19 protein-coding genes are annotated in these 15,686 nt (G+C 43.9%); 8 read left to right on the plus strand and 11 right to left on the minus strand.

Features of this window, described 5'->3' with window-relative positions; all coding sequences use genetic code 11:
- Nucleotides 1-69: 69 nt before the first annotated feature.
- Nucleotides 70-1,077, minus strand: a complete 1,008-nt coding sequence (locus tag D7V32_RS07605) for an AraC family transcriptional regulator (protein ID WP_120402283.1) — start codon at nt 1,075-1,077, stop codon at nt 70-72.
- A 229-nt stretch (nt 1,078-1,306) separates the two neighbouring features.
- Between D7V32_RS07605 and infA the strand changes: the two genes are divergently transcribed.
- Nucleotides 1,307-1,528, plus strand: coding sequence for a translation initiation factor IF-1 (gene infA / locus D7V32_RS07610; RefSeq protein WP_001284370.1), 222 nt, complete (start codon nt 1,307-1,309; stop codon nt 1,526-1,528).
- 71 nt (nt 1,529-1,599) lie between these two features.
- Here infA and D7V32_RS07615 read toward each other — a convergent pair whose 3' ends face one another.
- Nucleotides 1,600-1,959 (minus strand): lysozyme inhibitor LprI family protein, encoded by a 360-nt coding sequence (locus D7V32_RS07615; RefSeq protein WP_120402305.1) that lies wholly within the window; start codon nt 1,957-1,959, stop codon nt 1,600-1,602.
- A 231-nt stretch (nt 1,960-2,190) separates the two neighbouring features.
- Between D7V32_RS07615 and D7V32_RS07620 the strand changes: the two genes are divergently transcribed.
- Nucleotides 2,191-2,589, plus strand: coding sequence for a hypothetical protein (locus tag D7V32_RS07620; protein ID WP_120402306.1), 399 nt, complete (start codon nt 2,191-2,193; stop codon nt 2,587-2,589).
- Between the two features lie 72 nt (nt 2,590-2,661).
- On the opposite strand, the gene leuB is transcribed toward D7V32_RS07620, so the two are convergent.
- The 4 genes from leuB to leuC form a co-directional block, all read right to left on the minus strand.
- Nucleotides 2,662-3,741 carry a 3-isopropylmalate dehydrogenase gene (leuB, locus tag D7V32_RS07625; protein WP_120402307.1) on the minus strand — a complete coding sequence of 360 codons (1,080 nt, stop codon included), beginning with the start codon at nt 3,739-3,741 and terminating at the stop codon, nt 2,662-2,664.
- Between the two features lie 39 nt (nt 3,742-3,780).
- Nucleotides 3,781-4,341 carry a hypothetical protein gene (locus D7V32_RS07630; protein ID WP_120402284.1) on the minus strand — a complete coding sequence of 187 codons (561 nt, stop codon included), beginning with the start codon at nt 4,339-4,341 and terminating at the stop codon, nt 3,781-3,783.
- Between the two features lie 94 nt (nt 4,342-4,435).
- Entirely contained in the window at nt 4,436-5,086 is a 651-nt protein-coding gene (gene leuD / locus D7V32_RS07635) for a 3-isopropylmalate dehydratase small subunit (RefSeq protein ID WP_120402285.1), read from the minus strand.
- A gap of 99 nt (nt 5,087-5,185) precedes the next feature.
- Nucleotides 5,186-6,619, minus strand: a complete 1,434-nt coding sequence (gene leuC / locus D7V32_RS07640; RefSeq protein ID WP_120402286.1) for a 3-isopropylmalate dehydratase large subunit — start codon at nt 6,617-6,619, stop codon at nt 5,186-5,188.
- 369 nt (nt 6,620-6,988) lie between these two features.
- Between leuC and D7V32_RS07645 the strand changes: the two genes are divergently transcribed.
- Nucleotides 6,989-7,225 carry a DUF2061 domain-containing protein gene (locus D7V32_RS07645; RefSeq protein WP_120402287.1) on the plus strand — a complete coding sequence of 79 codons (237 nt, stop codon included), beginning with the start codon at nt 6,989-6,991 and terminating at the stop codon, nt 7,223-7,225.
- A 262-nt stretch (nt 7,226-7,487) separates the two neighbouring features.
- On the plus strand, nt 7,488-8,357 hold the full coding sequence (locus tag D7V32_RS07650) for a LysR family transcriptional regulator (protein WP_120402288.1): 870 nt from the start codon (nt 7,488-7,490) through the stop codon (nt 8,355-8,357).
- Between the two features lie 267 nt (nt 8,358-8,624).
- On the opposite strand, the gene D7V32_RS07655 is transcribed toward D7V32_RS07650, so the two are convergent.
- The 3 genes from D7V32_RS07655 to D7V32_RS07665 all read right to left on the minus strand — a co-directional run bounded on the left by D7V32_RS07655 (nt 8,625) and on the right by D7V32_RS07665 (nt 10,262).
- On the minus strand, nt 8,625-8,867 hold the full coding sequence (locus D7V32_RS07655) for a DUF2789 family protein (protein ID WP_120402289.1): 243 nt from the start codon (nt 8,865-8,867) through the stop codon (nt 8,625-8,627).
- A 138-nt stretch (nt 8,868-9,005) separates the two neighbouring features.
- The gene (locus tag D7V32_RS07660; RefSeq protein WP_120402290.1) at nt 9,006-9,488 is read right to left on the minus strand and encodes a DUF2628 domain-containing protein; all 483 of its coding nucleotides are present in this window, start codon (nt 9,486-9,488) and stop codon (nt 9,006-9,008) included.
- A gap of 123 nt (nt 9,489-9,611) precedes the next feature.
- Entirely contained in the window at nt 9,612-10,262 is a 651-nt protein-coding gene (locus D7V32_RS07665) for an HAD family hydrolase (protein WP_120402291.1), read from the minus strand.
- A gap of 183 nt (nt 10,263-10,445) precedes the next feature.
- On the opposite strand from D7V32_RS07665, the gene D7V32_RS07670 reads away from it, so the two are divergent.
- The 4 genes from D7V32_RS07670 to D7V32_RS07685 all read left to right on the plus strand — a co-directional run bounded on the left by D7V32_RS07670 (nt 10,446) and on the right by D7V32_RS07685 (nt 14,465).
- Entirely contained in the window at nt 10,446-10,934 is a 489-nt protein-coding gene (locus D7V32_RS07670) for an RNA pyrophosphohydrolase (RefSeq protein ID WP_120402292.1), read from the plus strand.
- Between the two features lie 66 nt (nt 10,935-11,000).
- Nucleotides 11,001-13,298 (plus strand): phosphoenolpyruvate--protein phosphotransferase, encoded by a 2,298-nt coding sequence (ptsP, locus tag D7V32_RS07675; protein ID WP_120402293.1) that lies wholly within the window; start codon nt 11,001-11,003, stop codon nt 13,296-13,298.
- A 53-nt stretch (nt 13,299-13,351) separates the two neighbouring features.
- The gene (locus tag D7V32_RS07680; protein ID WP_120402294.1) at nt 13,352-13,807 is read left to right on the plus strand and encodes a hypothetical protein; all 456 of its coding nucleotides are present in this window, start codon (nt 13,352-13,354) and stop codon (nt 13,805-13,807) included.
- Nucleotides 13,808-13,874: 67 nt separating this feature from the next.
- Entirely contained in the window at nt 13,875-14,465 is a 591-nt protein-coding gene (locus D7V32_RS07685) for a DJ-1/PfpI family protein (RefSeq protein ID WP_120402295.1), read from the plus strand.
- A gap of 1 nt (nt 14,466) precedes the next feature.
- Here D7V32_RS07685 and D7V32_RS07690 read toward each other — a convergent pair whose 3' ends face one another.
- Nucleotides 14,467-14,667: a DUF7230 family protein gene (locus D7V32_RS07690; RefSeq protein WP_120402308.1), complete on the minus strand. Its 201-nt coding sequence runs from the start codon at nt 14,665-14,667 to the stop codon at nt 14,467-14,469.
- Nucleotides 14,668-14,773: 106 nt separating this feature from the next.
- Nucleotides 14,774-15,427, minus strand: a complete 654-nt coding sequence (locus D7V32_RS07695) for a LysE family translocator (protein ID WP_120402296.1) — start codon at nt 15,425-15,427, stop codon at nt 14,774-14,776.
- Between the last annotated feature and the right edge of the window lie 259 nt (nt 15,428-15,686).

A 15,686-nucleotide genomic window follows, 5' to 3' on the forward strand; every position in this document is an offset into this window, starting at 1 on the left:
GCTCTATGCTTAAAGCTGAATGGCGCAATTAAAAAAAATCCCTCCATTTCAGAGGGATTTTTTATTTTATCAACGCTGTTTACGCTTTCGATACTCTACTGGCGTTTCATTAGTCCAGCGTTTGAATGCTCTATAAAACGTACTTGGCTCAGAAAAACCCGTCAGATAAACAATACGTTCTACGCTTTCTGCCGTATTGGCTAAAAGCTTTTTCGCCAAACGGCAGCGGTAGTCTGACAAAATTTGCTGAAAGCTGGTATTGGCTTCAGACAGCTGTGTTCTTAAACGTCGCGGCGTAATATTCAGCTGTGCTGCCACCGTTTCCAATGTTGTCTCACCGCTTTCTAAAGTCGAACCAATGGCGCGGCGAACCTCACCGACTAAATCATAACGCGCCAGCTCCTGCAGCTTCTCCAGCGCCAATTGCTCATGCAGCTGCAGCAGCTCAGGTTCAGCCTGCCAAAGCGGATGCTCTAAAATTGCAGGGTCAAAATACAGCCGTGTTTCATTTTGTCCCAAACTGACGGGACATTCATAAACACGGAAATATTCATCATCCGGTGCACCTTGAGCAAAGTTAAAGTCAACGTACAGCGGCTGGAAACGCCCTTCCGTAATAAACTTAAAAAAGCGCAATACGCCAGACATAGCGCATTCTGAAAAGTGACGGTTGACAATATTTTCAGCCCACGGCTGTACACCGTTGGTCAAATAACAACGGTCATCTTCAACCACCAGTTTGGCATGAAATGCATCACTGATTAAACGCTGATAAGCCAACGCGCGCTTCAGCCCTTCACCAAAATTTTCAGATGAAATAAACAGATGTTCAATCACCTGTCCGCGGTAAAGCGGCAGATGCTCACCCAAATGCAAGCCAATATCTGGATCTTTGCTGACTTCTTCAGCAGCAACCCAAAAGGCATATTGTGCGCTTAGCGGTGTCCGGTCGTTTGCTTCAACCTGATTCAAGGCCACGCCAGCCTTGGTTAATATTTCTTCTGTCGGCAAACCCGCACGGCGGATTGCCTGATAGCCCAACCGCAATACTACCGATGCATCAGTTAGCTGACCCACTCAAGATCCTTCCTTGTATGTACTTCATTTATACTTAAATGCTTAAAATTAGATTAACTGCGATTGACCAAACTGACAACTAGGCAACGTACATTTTTGTAGAAAAAGTTTAACTGTATTGTTCGCGTATTTCTTTTTAGATGGTCATTCTGACGGCCGTTTCGGCTTGTTTTATGAAAAAAAATTGACTATAATTTGCGCCTTGCTAATTTATTCCTTCAGGTAGGCTATGGCCAATAAAGAGGAACTCATCGAGTTCGAAGGCGTTGTCACCGAAACGCTTCCTAATACTATGTTCCGCGTACGTTTAGAGAACGGTCACGAAGTGATCGCTCACATCTCTGGTAAAATGCGCAAACACTACATCCGCATTTTGACTGGCGACAGCGTAAAAGTTGAAATGACACCTTATGATTTGACTAAGGGTCGTATCACTTACCGTGCGCGCTAAGTTTTAGCGGAAGCATGAAAAGCCACATCATAATGTGGCTTTTTTATATATTACAACTCGTGCTCAATTTTTTAACGTAAAGTACTGGTTTTACAGCCAATTGTTTTACATTCACGTAAACGCTCCTGCAGCCACTGATTACGCTCTACAGTGGTTTCTAAACGGCAATTTACATTCACACCTGTATCTGTTGTACAGCTCTCATCACGTTCCCGAATCCATTGCAGCTGCGAACTTTTCAAAAGGCTTTTTTGCTGATTTGACAGCTTAGCTCTAAGTGCCTGATAGTTTTTATTCAGCTCATCATCTGCACTTGCATACACTTTATTGGTGCAATAGATATCATCATAAGTATTTCGTGCACTGTCACAATTATCCGCATAGGCAAAACCCGCAAATAGCAAGGCGCTTAACAGCAGTATATTTTTCATATTATTCCAGTTCATTTTTTTATTTAGATCAATACAGCACAGCAGCAATCCTGCCTTACGGCTATTGAAGCTTTATTTTAAAGCCTCAAATATCACACAACAGCCCAAAATTGTATCGAAATTTAAGCAAAGCAAATGAACGTCAAAGCACTGCCGTTTATCAAATTACAACATTGTTATATTGATGAGATGCCTAAACTAAAAATAAGACTGTCAGCATGAGATATGCTTATGAATCTACTAAGGACTTTCAGCTTATTGATGCTTCCCGCTTTATTCTATGGATGCGCCACCGCTCCAATCATGAGCGCAGCTGAACGGGAAAATTATTTACAGCGCTTCATTGGTCAAAGCAGTACAAGCATTCAGGCAAATTTAAATTTAGAAAATTTAGGTTATCAAAATGCCAGTGAACCCGTACTGAACAGCAACAGCTTGACCTATACCGTACTGCGCCCTGTTTCCATTCCAATTCCTATGGCGCAAAATCCTGCCTTAGGCTCTGGCGCAGGAACAGCCGTACCGATACAGCCTGCACAGCGCTATGACACAGACTTAACATGCCAAATCAGCTTCCAGCTGGAGCAAGGCATTGCCAAAGCTGTCTATATGTCTGGACGCACCTGCTAGCAGCACGCTGAACATTCCTCCCAAAAAGCATAAAAAAAGCAGCCCTAAAGCTGCTTTTTTTAGAAGCTAAAATTAGTTCAATGCAGCCACAACCGCTTGACCCATTTCTACTGTACCTACTTTGTTCATGCCTTCAGACATAATGTCAGCAGTGCGCAGACCTTGATCCAATACATTGCCTACAGCATCTTCAATTGCTTTTGCAGCTGCTTCCTCGCGGAATGTGTAGCGAAGCAGCATCGCAACTGACAAAATTGTCGCCAATGGGTTTGCAATGTTCTGACCTGCGATATCAGGCGCTGAACCATGACATGGCTCGTACATGCCTTTACCGTTTTCATCTAAAGATGCCGATGGCAGCATGCCGATAGAACCTGTCAGCATCGCTGCTTCATCAGACAAAATATCACCGAACAAGTTAGACGTTACAATCACATCAAACTGTTTAGGCGCGCGCACCAATTGCATCGCAGCATTGTCTACATACATATGAGACAAGTTAATTTCAGGATATTGCTCTTCTTTCAGCGCTGTTACTGTTTGCTTCCAAAGCTCAGTCACTTCAAGTACGTTCGCTTTATCTACTGAACATACTTTACCGCCGCGAAGGCCAGCCAATTCAAACGCCACTTTAGCAATACGCTTAATTTCAGACTCTGAATATACGTCTGTGTTAAAACCTTGCTTCTCACCATTTTCCAATTCACGAATGCCGCGCGGCTGGCCGAAGTAAATACCGCCAGTCAGTTCACGTACAATCAGAATATCCAAGCCTGCAACAATTTCAGGCTTCAAGCTTGATGCATCCGCAAGCTGCGGGTACAAAATTGCTGGACGCAAGTTTGCAAATAAATTAAGTTCAGAACGCAATTTCAATAGACCGCGTTCAGGACGGATTGAACGTTCAATCGTATCCCACTTAGGGCCGCCAACAGCGCCAAGCAATAGCGCATCCGCTTTTTGAGCTTGCGCAGAGGTCACTTCCGGATATGGCGAGCCGTGCGCATCAATTGCCGCGCCGCCTAATAAACCTTCTTCCCAAGTCAAACCTAAATTGAATTTTTCATTTACTCGCGTAAGGACTTGCTCTGCAGCTTTTACAATTTCAGGACCAATGCCGTCACCCGGTAAAATCAAGATATGTTTTGACATGAGTTTTTCCATTTTTAGCGCTGAATTTTCAGCGGGTTATTAGAGTTTCTTTTCTGCAAATTCGCCTAGCCCGTTTAAGACATTATAAGGCTTGCAAAAACGTCGAATTGTTTTCTGTTCCACTTTCAGGTCCACGCACAGCGGCCCCGGTACAGAAGCATCCAGTAAGCTGGCTTTCTGCTTCTTACGGTCACGGAACATATAAAATGTATAAGCTGTTTTCGGCTTAAAAGCATGTATTACGTGCAAGCGCTCAGCTTTATCGGGTGAAATCGGATAAAAGCTGATAACGACCTCATGCTGTTCAGGCGCAACTGAAAGATACAGCGGATTCAGCTCTTTCAGCGATTTTGCCTGTAAACGCACAACACCCGATTTAATTGCAGCACGCTCAAGCATGTTGCCGTCTTGCATAATGAGCGTCTGATCCAGACGTTCAAAATGACAGCTTTCTGTACCTGCACAATAAAGCCGTGCATTATTTTGTGTACTTTCAGATTCTTTAATATTTTGAACCTGCATTAATTTAATGCTTTGACAGGCTGTCAGCGATGCGAGCATCACTCCCATCACTGCTGTACGAGCAATCAACTTTCCCATGTCTGAACTCTATCTAAATCTGGCATATCTATTTTTTATGCTCCGATATTAGCAAGAGTTCAGCACGGTGACTACGCATTAATGACTTCAATTTTTAGGCTTTTACTTCCGCAAAAACCCATGGGCGCGATGCTTTAGTTTTCTCTTCATAAGCTTTAATATCATCTGATACTTGTAAAGTTAAGCCAATATCATCCAAGCCATTCAGCAAGCAGTGCTTACGGAATGGATCAACCTCAAATTTGAATGCTTCGCCGTTCGGTGTGCGTACCTCTTGCGCTTCCAAGTCAATGGTTAACTGATAGCCTTCAGATACAGCACATTCCTTAAACAGCTGCTCAACAATCTCTTCAGATAAAATCACAGGCAGCATGCCATTTTTAAAACTGTTATTGAAGAAAATATCTGCATAGCTTGGCGCAATTACAGTACGGAAGCCATATTCTTCTAATGCCCACGGCGCATGCTCACGGCTTGAACCGCAGCCAAAGTTGGCACGTGAAATCAAAATGCTTGCGCCTTGGTAACGCGCTTTGTTTAATTCAAAATCAGGGTTGATCGGACGCTTTGAATTGTCTTGCCCTAAAAAACCTTCATCCAAATAACGCAATTCATCAAATAAATTCGCGCCAAAACCTGTACGTTTAATTGATTTCAAAAACTGTTTTGGAATGATTAAATCTGTATCCACATTGGCACGGTCTAATGGTGCAACGATACCTTGTTCAACGGTATATTTTTTCATGTTTATTTCTCACTGAATCCGTGACCTCTCCCTAACCCTCTCCTAAAAGGAGAGGGAACTCCTTCTCCCTCTGGGAGAAGGTTGGGATGAGGGCTTAAACTAGAATGTGCGCACATCCACAAAATGACCTGCAATTGCCGCTGCTGCTGCCATTGCTGGGCTTACTAAGTGTGTACGGCCGCCATTACCTTGCCGGCCTTCAAAGTTACGGTTTGACGTTGATGCGCAGTGCTCGCCTGGCTGTAACTTATCAGCATTCATTGCTAAACACATTGAGCAGCCTGGTTCACGCCATTCAAAACCCGCTTCAATTAAAATTTTATCCAAGCCTTCGGCTTCTGCTTGCGCTTTTACCAAACCAGAACCCGGAACAACCATCGCTTGCTTGATTGTGCTTGCTACTTTTTTGCCTTTAGCAACCTCAGCTGCTGCGCGGATATCTTCAATACGTGAATTCGTACATGAACCGATAAATACGCGGTCTAACTGAATATCTGCCAATGCTTGACCTGCATTTAAACCCATATAGCTATAAGCGCGTGTCCAGTCATTACGCTGAACGTCGTCTTTCGCCTGTTCCAACGTTGGAACTGCTTGAGACACTGGAATGACCATTTCAGGAGAAGTTCCCCAAGACACTTGCGGCTCAATCTCTTCACCCTGCAATACAACTACAGTATCAAAATACGCGCCTTCGTCAGAAACTAAAGTATTCCAATATTCTACCGCTGCATCCCATTGCTCGCCTTGAGGCGCATAAGGACGGCCTTTGACATATTCGATGGTTTTGTCATCAACAGCAACCATGCCTACACGCGCACCGCCTTCAATAGCCATGTTGCAAACCGTCATACGGCCTTCAATAGACATATCACGGAACACTTGACCGCCGAATTCAATTGCATGGCCTGTACCGCCCGCAGTCCCGATTTTACCAATAATGGCCAAAACCACATCTTTGGGTGTTACGCCTTGACCCAATTGACCGTCAACACGCACCAGCATATTTTTCATTTTCTTTTGAACCAAGCATTGTGTTGCCAATACATGTTCAACTTCTGAAGTACCAATACCATGCGCCAAACAGCCGAAAGCGCCATGTGTTGCTGTATGTGAGTCACCGCAAACAACCGTCATGCCCGGCAACGTCAAACCTTGCTCAGGCCCCACGACATGGGCAATACCTTGACGCACATCATTAATATCAAATTGCGCGACATTAAATGTTTTGCAGTTGTCATCTAAGGTTTGCACTTGGATACGTGAGGTATCGTCTTCAATACCCGCAATACCTTCAGAACGCTCTTTGCTTGAAGTCGGCACGTTATGGTCCGGTGTCGCAACGTTCGCGCTTAAACGCCAAGGCTGGCGGCCTGCAAGCTGTAAACCCTCAAAGGCTTGAGGCGATGTTACTTCATGCAGCAAATGGCGGTCGATATACAGTAAAGAGGAGCCGTCATCGCGTTGTTTTACTAAGTGGTCATCCCACAATTTGTCATATAATGTTTTTGCTTTTTGGGTTTCGCCTGCCATGTCGATATGCTCCACTGGACTGGGTAATTCTGTCATTAACTTCGATTATAACCACGTATTCACATAAATCTAATTTATCATTTTTATTAGTTTGAAAACTTTTAGGAATTTATTTTCTCTGTTCAAAAGCACAGCAAAATACCTCTAAACGCAGGCGCTCTGCACTTACAGCCAGCCTTACACTCAGCATGTCTTACAGCAGAATCCCTCATTTTTATACAGCTCCTGCAACCAGCAATAAAAATGATAAAAATAGCCTCCATAAAAAATCTGCTTTTCCGATAAGGCCTAAAAATAATTCCGCATTTACAATGCAAATAAGAATCATTATTAATATCTATTCAGCCAAATCAAAAATGAGGAACACGCATGGCCAATATTCAGCAGTTCGTAGCAAGCAATCAGCGTATGTTTAAAAAGACATTGAGCTATTATGTTATGCATATCACCGTCGCAATGTTGGTGGGCTATTTTGTCACTGGCAGTCTTTGGATGGCAGTAACTTTAAGTTTATTAGAGCCCACAATTCAAGCTTTCGCATACTTTTTTCATGAACGTATTTGGGAGAAAAAAAACCAAGCAGCCGATAAAAAAGCAATCGCTTAACAACTGTATCGGCGTTCCTCATGCCGCCGCCTTCAGGCGGTTTTTTTATCCGCCTGAACCGATCACAGCTCATCCCGCCCCCAGCTGCATTCAGTTTTAAAACTCATTTATAAAGTTTAAATAGATGTACTTTTTATTGATTTATTTAGCGAATATTATGATTGCATAAGTTTAGTACAAAAAACTAAAGTTTTTCTTTGATTAATTCTAAAATTTTCTAAATAATAAACCTAAGCATAAAAAATCTTTATGGGTGATTAAAATGAATCTTGCTGCTTTTGAAGCCTTTGTCAAAGTCATGGAAACAGGTTCTATTTCTTTGGCAGCCGATCAGCTTTTTATTACCCAGCCTGCGGTCACAAAGCGCATTCACAGTCTGGAAGAATACTTTGGCGTGAAGCTATTTGAATCAGCTGGGCGCGGTGTTCAAGCTACTCATGCAGCTCATTCTTTATTGCCAAAAGTGAAAAACTGGCTGAATGAACTGGGCGATATTCATCACACCCTAAGTCATGAACAGAGCCTCATTAAAGGCAAGCTGAAAATCGGCACCAGTCATCATATCGGCCTGCATCATTTACCCAATCATCTGCGAAACTATGTACAAGAGTATCCTGAAGTCACACTGGATGTGCACTTTGTGGATTCTGAACAGGCGCATGAACAAGTGCTTGCAGGTGACTTGGAGCTGGCATTTTTAACACTGCCTCCGCAGGGCGATGACCGCTTAAGCTATGTCAATATTTGGAATGATCCGCTGGTTTTTGTCGCAGCGCCCTTCCATCCGCTTGCACAAAAGCAGGATTTAACACTCGAAGATTTAATTGAATACCCAAGCCTGTTGCCTGCTGCGCAAACCTATACCAGCCAAATCACGCTGGCAGAGTTTGAAAAACAGGGCGTGAAACCTAAAATCACGATGAGCAACAACCCGCTTGAATCAATTCGAATGCTGGCTTCTATTGGTCTGGGCTGGTCAGTTTTACCCAAAACCATGCTGAATAGTGAATTAACGCAGCTCGACATTAACTTGGTCATGCACAGGCAATTAGGCATGGTGTGGCATCCGGGCCGCACCCAGTCCAAAGCGGCTGAAGCTTTAGTCAGCCTAATGCAGCAGATCAGAAGATAACAGCGCTGTATTCAAGTAAGGAAAAACTCACGGCAAACCGCAACGTCTGCCGCAGCGATGCAACTCTGCGCCCCAAAAGCACATTGGCCGATAATACAGCCAAACGACCTGACATAGAAAAAGCGCCGACATTAAAACTGCAGATTAATTTTCAGCCAAAATCTGAGCAGCATGTTTCTAATCTCAAACTTTCACAGCAGGATTAAAATGCAGTCCCCCCCTGTCCAAACAAACTTGGAAAGGGTTGATGTCTTTTTGCAGCCGCACTTATGAGCGGGCTGAATCCTCATGCAAAGACTCATTGAGCTGATCGACAATAATTGCCCATTCGCCATCAGACTGAATTTTTTCAGCTAAAAACTGACGTTGACCCTCACTCCAAAACTCAGCTTCTGCAATAAAAGTCTGTGCATTCAGCTGGTGAGTTGCAATAAATAAAGCAATCGCTTCTTCACTTGAGTCTAGGCCCAATTGTTCAAACAAATTTGTCATGCGCGGACGTACATTCATGCTGTTCTCCTTATTTATTACACTGCGATGCAGCATCACTTATTCTTCAATCTAAGGATATAACATGGAAGCTGCAGCGACTCAATTGTCTGGCAGCAGCCTTTTCAGCGATATGCCAAATGCAGATGTCCGCATACATTAATACTGCAAAAATGGCGTATATAAGATAAATAGAACCACAGCCTGCGCAAATAACCAGACGATAGGCTGACTAAGGGCTGTACCGCCCGCTTCGGCAAAAAACTTAGGGCTGTACTTTGGCTGATGCATATAGGCGCGCACTTTTTGCTGTGCAAAAGATGCATACATCCGTTTCCCAATCAAACCATAAATAATATTGGGCAATATGCTGAACGCAAAGAACGCTTCAGCAGATAAACCAATAATTGCACCCAAAACTGCGCCAAAAAATAATAGGGCCAGCAGCAAAAAGAAATGGGCATACATTTTTCTGTACAGCAGCCAATACGCGCCAAAAAGAAAACCTGCGAAGCTAAAGCCCGCTTTCTCGCTGTACAATGCATCTATATAGCTTTGAGCTCTTGGTCCAATAAAAATCTGCAGCAAAGTATTTTCAGAAGGCAAAGCCTCTGCTTGAGATTCAGCTGTGCTGGATGTCATCTTCAAATTCGTTCTACACTCATAAGTCCTTCTGGCAGGCGGGCCCCTGCTCTGATTTATACTGGCAGTCAAGCCCGATGCCAGCTGTGCCGCCTGCAGCAATGACAGACAGCATGCGCTCATTTAAATCGACCAGTCCTGAATATCCCAGCCCTGTTCCTTGGCTAAAGCCTCTAAACGGTCATCAGGATTTACAGCTATCGCATGATCTGCATATTCCAGTAAAAAGCGGTCATTGATTGAATCTGAGTATGCCCAGGACTCAGTGACATCACGGCCTTCCAGCCATTGATCCAAACGCGCCAGCTTGCCTTTTTGATAACACGGAATGTTCACCACTTTACCTGTATATTTACCGTCAACAACTTCAGCATTGGTAGCAATAATTTCAGTAATGCCAAATTCACGGAAAATCGGCGCTGTAATAAAATCAGAAGTTGCGGTAATGCCCGCCAGCTGATGGCCTGCATCTTTATGCGCTTGAATGGCTTTAAAACCTTCGGGACGCATCTGTGCACGAATGACTTTTGTCATAAACAGCTCATGCAGTTCTGTCAAATAAGCATGGTCATGCTGCGTTAAAAATTCAAAGACAAATTCGTTATACGCAATTGGATCTAACTGCCCGGCTTTGTAGTCTTCATAGAACTTGTCATTCATGGCGCGATGGCGGATAGGATCAACCAAGCCTTCATTGACCAAAAACTCTCCCCAAGAATGGTCCGAGTCTGTATTTAATAAGGTGTGATCAAGATCAAACAGCGCCAATTTCATGAAAATACTCGTAAAAACTAAAATTTAAGAAAAAAATTGTAAATCTATCTCCGCTAGTCGATAGAAATTCGTTAAGATCATAGCAATTTTAACATTATTTACACTTTGCTTTTTTCGAGTTGGATAAAGAAATAATAATCCCCGAAGGCAAAGGTATAAATTACACAATATTTAGGTAGCCAAATGATCGATTCGGAAGGTTTCCGACCCAATGTCGGGATCATCTTGGCAAACGAATTTGGACAAGTTTTATGGGCAAAACGCATTGGGCATAATGCATGGCAATTTCCGCAAGGAGGTATCCAGCATGGAGAAACCCCTGAACAGGCACTTTATCGTGAGCTGAGAGAAGAAGTTGGCTTACTGCCCGAACACGTCCAAATTATTGCGCAGACTAAAGGCTGGCTGCGCTATCGTTTGCCGCACCGCTACATCCGCTCAGACTCTGAGCCGGTTTGTATTGGTCAAAAACAAAAGTGGTTTTTATTACAGCTCACAGCTTCGGCACAAAATATCCGTTTAAATTTGTCCGATCCGCCTGAGTTTGATCAATGGCAATGGGTAAGTTATTGGTACCCGCTTGGACAAGTCGTTAATTTTAAACGTGACGTCTACCGCAAGGCCATGGTCGAATTATGCAATCAGCTGCCGAATAAAAAGATAAAAATCTAGCCCAGCTGCAGATTTTTAGGATAACTGTTGATATAAATAGAGTGAAATAAACAAGGAGCAGACCCGATGTCGAATATGCAGCTAGACACTTTAAGACGTATTGTTCAAGAGATCAATGCTTCTGTCAGTTTGCATGAATCTCTCGACATTATGGTGAACCAAGTGGCAGAAGCCATGCATGTCGATGTCTGCTCAATTTATTTGCTGGATGAACGCAATCAGCGCTATTTACTGATGGCATCTAAAGGTTTGAATCCTGAGTCAGTCGGCCATGTTTCCCTGCATACCAATGAAGGCCTTGTAGGCCTTGTGGGGCAGCGTGAAGAAATTGTCAATTTAGACAATGCGCCAAAGCACGAGCGTTTCCTTTACCTGCCTGAAACAGGCGAAGAAATTTATAACTCATTCCTAGGCGTGCCCGTCATGTACCGCCGTAAAGTCATGGGTGTATTGGTGGTTCAAAATAAAGAATCCCAAGATTTCTCTGAAGCCGCAGAATCCTTCCTCGTAACCTTATGCGCCCAGCTCTCAGGTGTAATTGCCCATGCGCATGCAGTCGGCAATATTGACGTTTTCCGTAAACCGAATACTTTACCTGCCTATAAAACCTTTCAGGGCATTTCAGGTTCAGGCGGCATTGCGCTGGGCCGCGCAGTCATTCTCTATCCGCCTGCAGATTTGGCAGCTGTGCCTGACCGCGAAGCGGATGACATCAGTGAAGAACTGGAGCTGCTGGATCATGCTATTGATTCTGTACGTCTAGAAATTCAGTCACTGGATGACAAAATGCAAGATGCGCTGATGGCCGAAGAACGCGCCCTGTTCAGCGTGTTTTTACGCATGCTGGATGAAAATGCCCTGCCGGCAGAAATCAAAGATGAAATCCGTGAAGGCAACTGGGCACAAGGTGCAGTGCGCATCGTCATTGATAAACACGTTGCCCTGTTCGCGCAAATGGAAGATGACTATTTGCGTGAACGTGTCGCTGACCTGAAAGACTTAGGCCGCCGCATTTTAGCCCGCCTGCAGGAAGATGACGCCAGCCACCGCGACATTACGGCGGAAAGTATTTTAATTGGCGATGAAATTTCAACAGCAGCTTTGGTTGAATTGCCTGTCGATAAAATTGCAGCCATTGTCACCACTGAAGGCGCAATGAATTCACATATGGTGATCGTTGCGCGCGCTTTGGGCATTCCAACAGTCGTTGGTGTTACTGAACTGCCGATCAACACGCTCGATGATGTCGAAATGATTGTAGATGCGCATCAAGGCCGCGTATTTATCAATCCGCCGCGCCGTCTGCGTACACGCTATAAAGATATTCAAAAAGAAGAAGAACTGATCGCCAAAGATCTGAAGCAGTATGAGACCAAAGATGCCATCACGCCTGATGGCGTTGCAGTGCGGTTATTTGTCAACACAGGTCTGATGATTGATGTGGTGCGCGGCGTACAGCGCGGCGCGAAGGGCGTAGGCTTATACCGCTCTGAAATTCCATTTATGCTGCGTGACCGCTTCCCCGGCGAGGAAGAACAGCGCACCATTTACCGCCAGCAGCTCAGCCACTTTGCCAACAAGCCTGTGGTGATGCGTACCCTCGATATTGGCGCAGATAAGGACTTGCCTTATTTCTCAATAGAAGAAGAAAACTCAGCTCTTGGCTGGCGCGGCATCCGCTTTACGCTCGATCATCCTGAAATTTTTTCTTCGCAAATCCGCGCCATGCTCAAAGCCAGCATCGGCCTGAATAACCTGCATATTTTACTGCCAATGGTCACCAGTGTCAGTGAAGTTGAAGAGGCGCTGTATCTGCTTGACCGTGACTGGCAGGCCGTCCAAGAAGAAGAACAGGTCAAAATTACCAAGCCGAAAATCGGCATTATGGTCGAAGTGCCGAGTGTGCTGCTGCAGATTGAAGAGTTTGCTGAACTGGTTGACTTCTTCTCTGTCGGTTCAAACGATTTAACCCAATACTTGCTGGCTGTTGACCGCAACAACCCCCGTGTAGCCAACGTTTACTCACACCTGCACCCTGCTGTGCTGCGCGCCTTAAACCGCTTAGTGCAGGAATGTCATAAATACGATAAGCCAATCAGCATTTGCGGTGAAATGGCAGGTGATCCGCTGTCTGCTGTACTGCTGATGGCCATGGGCTTTAACACACTGTCCATGAGCTCCAGCAACATTTTGCGGGTACGTAAAGCCATTTGCCATGTACCGATGACCGATGCCCAAGAACAGCTTAAACATGTATTAAAAATGAGTAATCCGCTGATGGTCAAAAGCTGGATGGAATACTATTTTAAAACCCACGGCCTCAGTGATATGGTCAAAGCCTCTACACGTATAGTCAGCGCTTAATCAATCGTTGCCAATACACAATTGCAATGCCTGCATAGGCCAAGAAGGCGGTTATGGATTTTATTCTATTTTTGATCTTTGCTGGCATCATCTTTTATTTCAGCCAAATTAAACCCCGCTTAGAACAGCAGCGGGCAGAAGAAGCTGATACAGCAAAGCCTGCAAAAAAAATGCGCTCCAAACTGGTTGCAGCAAGCACTCACCAGCCTGTAAAGCAACAGGAAAAACGTGTAAATCGTCCATCCGATCCTGTACTTTTAGGCATTGAAATTACAGCGTCCCAGCAGCGCCGCCTTGGCAAAAATGATCCTTCTGTACTGGCTGCACAGCGCGCTAAACAGCTGCATCAGGCACAGCAGGCTGACTCTAGCTTTTTTGAACACATGACCAGTCAAGTGGAACACGTATTCAAACAAGCGAATGAAGCCCCAAAACATCAAAGTGCAGCGTCTAGATCGAAGTCAAAGCCAGTATTGGACAAGCTGTTTGATAACTTATTTTCAAAATAAAAAGTGTTTCCCCCGCCACACTCCAGCTCAAAACAATTGTTTTTAAATACAGTATGGAACCATCCGCATGAACCTAGGCATATTATTATTCGACGAGGTTGAAGTTTTAGATTTTGCTGGCCCTTTTGAAGTGTTCTCTATTTGCAGCGGGTCAGAGCAGCAAAAATTATTTAATGTATTTACCGTCTCTGAGCAGCCTGAAGTCACTGCACGCAATGGTTTACAGGTCAAAAGCCATTACACCTTAGACACCGCCCCGCACATTGATATTTTAGTGATTCCAGGCGGTCTAGGGGCTGAAACGGTAGAAATGTATAACCCGCGGTTAAGACAATGGCTGCTGCAGCGTCATGCACAGGCTCAACTGACTTTTTCGATTTGTACTGGCGCATTTATTTTGGCAGAAGCAGGTTTGCTGAATGGTTTAAAAGCCACAACGCACTGGATGGACATCGCGCGGCTCACACAAGAATATCCGCAAATTGAAGTGCTCAGCGATGTGAAATATGTCGATGAAGGCAAAATTATTACAGCTGCAGGGATTTCTTCTGGGATCAATGCATCGCTTTATATTGTCGCCAAATTGCATGGCCTAGAGATTGCGAAGCAAACAGCGAAACGTATGGAATATGATGCGGCATTTGTTGATGCAGAATAATTTAACGTACTAAAAAATTGGAAAATACACTGAAATAAAAAGGGAGATAATCTTTCGAATATCCCCCTTTTTTGTGCTTTGCATAGCCGCGTTTCGCATTTTTCTTTCGATCTACAAAAGTTTGGCTTTTGTTAAAATCGTTCATATGTTTTGCCACAAAGTTGCGGATTTCAACTTCAGGCAGGACTTTTTTCTTGGCCATTTGCATTCACCTTTTTGCTCATGCAGCACCCTCGTGCTGTATTGCATATATTGGACAAATTTTGGCAAATTTCAAGCCTTTTTTATACGTATTTCAAACCTGTCCCTTAGAACATATTGGCATAGGCGGGCGCCATCACCTGCAGCTCTTTATAGAGCAAACTTAGAGCTAAAAAGCCCATTACACAAGCCAAACTGCGTACTAACATTTTCTGTACATGCAAAGGCTTAAGCACCTTTTTTAAGCTCAGCGAAAAGAAAATATAAAGTCCGCCAACCATCGCCAGTGTAAATAAAGTCACGGACATCAGCACTGGGCTTTTTTCCTGTAAAGATACCGAGCCGAAAATTGCAGGCACTAAGGCCAAATAAAAAGAGATGGTTTTAGGGTTGCTGAGCGTGATCATCAACCCATCCTTATAAGCAGAAAAAGTTTGCCCCATATTCAGCTCATTCGATACCGCCAACAAATCTCCTTGAAAGGTCCAAAATTGATAAGCCAGATACAGCAAATAGAGGCTTGCAAAGACAATTAAATAAAATGAAAAATGGGGACTAAGCTGCGTGATATAACTCAATAAAAAAATAGAGGCGGCTAGATACATCATATCTGCGGTCATGAGGCCCAAGAGCATGACCATGCCGGCTTGATAGCCCTGCGACAAAGTTTTAAACATCAGTCCTGTCATGCCCGGCCCAGGTAAAAGCGCCGCTAAAAACAGCGTTAAAATATAGGTAGAAAGCTGAGTAATATGTTCCATGCTGCCAAATCATCATGAGCAATTTAGAACAATATTTTTAAGTAAAATTACAGGTAAATCTGATCTATTTATTTTATAAAAAGCAGATAAAAGGGTATAAATATCCCATATATCTATCTTTTAGGTTATTTTGTAGTGGTCAACAAATATTGGACACATTTTTAAGTCTTTTTTCAGCCTCACAAGGGCTGAGTCCATCATTAAATTGATGTGGTCGTATCTGATTGTAATATTCCATCAGATACAGACCCACATCTAA

This window comes from Acinetobacter tianfuensis (genome assembly GCF_003611465.1).
Classification (GTDB): Bacteria; Pseudomonadota; Gammaproteobacteria; order Pseudomonadales; family Moraxellaceae; genus Acinetobacter; species Acinetobacter tianfuensis.

What these genes read in the sequence shown, in the direction of transcription:
- infA (WP_001284370.1), top strand. Translation starts at nt 1,307, where the DNA reads ATGGCCAATAAAGAGGAACTCATCGAGTTCGAAGGCGTTGTCACCGAA.
- D7V32_RS07615 (WP_120402305.1), bottom strand. Translation starts at nt 1,959, where the DNA reads ATGAAAAATATACTGCTGTTAAGCGCCTTGCTATTTGCGGGTTTTGCC.
- D7V32_RS07620 (WP_120402306.1), top strand. Translation starts at nt 2,191, where the DNA reads ATGAATCTACTAAGGACTTTCAGCTTATTGATGCTTCCCGCTTTATTC.
- leuB (WP_120402307.1), bottom strand. Translation starts at nt 3,741, where the DNA reads ATGTCAAAACATATCTTGATTTTACCGGGTGACGGCATTGGTCCTGAA.
- D7V32_RS07630 (WP_120402284.1), bottom strand. Translation starts at nt 4,341, where the DNA reads ATGGGAAAGTTGATTGCTCGTACAGCAGTGATGGGAGTGATGCTCGCA.
- leuD (WP_120402285.1), bottom strand. Translation starts at nt 5,086, where the DNA reads ATGAAAAAATATACCGTTGAACAAGGTATCGTTGCACCATTAGACCGT.
- leuC (WP_120402286.1), bottom strand. Translation starts at nt 6,619, where the DNA reads ATGGCAGGCGAAACCCAAAAAGCAAAAACATTATATGACAAATTGTGG.
- D7V32_RS07645 (WP_120402287.1), top strand. Translation starts at nt 6,989, where the DNA reads ATGGCCAATATTCAGCAGTTCGTAGCAAGCAATCAGCGTATGTTTAAA.
- D7V32_RS07650 (WP_120402288.1), top strand. Translation starts at nt 7,488, where the DNA reads ATGAATCTTGCTGCTTTTGAAGCCTTTGTCAAAGTCATGGAAACAGGT.
- D7V32_RS07655 (WP_120402289.1), bottom strand. Translation starts at nt 8,867, where the DNA reads ATGAATGTACGTCCGCGCATGACAAATTTGTTTGAACAATTGGGCCTA.
- D7V32_RS07660 (WP_120402290.1), bottom strand. Translation starts at nt 9,488, where the DNA reads ATGACATCCAGCACAGCTGAATCTCAAGCAGAGGCTTTGCCTTCTGAA.
- D7V32_RS07665 (WP_120402291.1), bottom strand. Translation starts at nt 10,262, where the DNA reads ATGAAATTGGCGCTGTTTGATCTTGATCACACCTTATTAAATACAGAC.
- D7V32_RS07670 (WP_120402292.1), top strand. Translation starts at nt 10,446, where the DNA reads ATGATCGATTCGGAAGGTTTCCGACCCAATGTCGGGATCATCTTGGCA.
- ptsP (WP_120402293.1), top strand. Translation starts at nt 11,001, where the DNA reads ATGTCGAATATGCAGCTAGACACTTTAAGACGTATTGTTCAAGAGATC.
- D7V32_RS07680 (WP_120402294.1), top strand. Translation starts at nt 13,352, where the DNA reads ATGGATTTTATTCTATTTTTGATCTTTGCTGGCATCATCTTTTATTTC.
- D7V32_RS07685 (WP_120402295.1), top strand. Translation starts at nt 13,875, where the DNA reads ATGAACCTAGGCATATTATTATTCGACGAGGTTGAAGTTTTAGATTTT.
- D7V32_RS07690 (WP_120402308.1), bottom strand. Translation starts at nt 14,667, where the DNA reads ATGGCCAAGAAAAAAGTCCTGCCTGAAGTTGAAATCCGCAACTTTGTG.
- D7V32_RS07695 (WP_120402296.1), bottom strand. Translation starts at nt 15,427, where the DNA reads ATGGAACATATTACTCAGCTTTCTACCTATATTTTAACGCTGTTTTTA.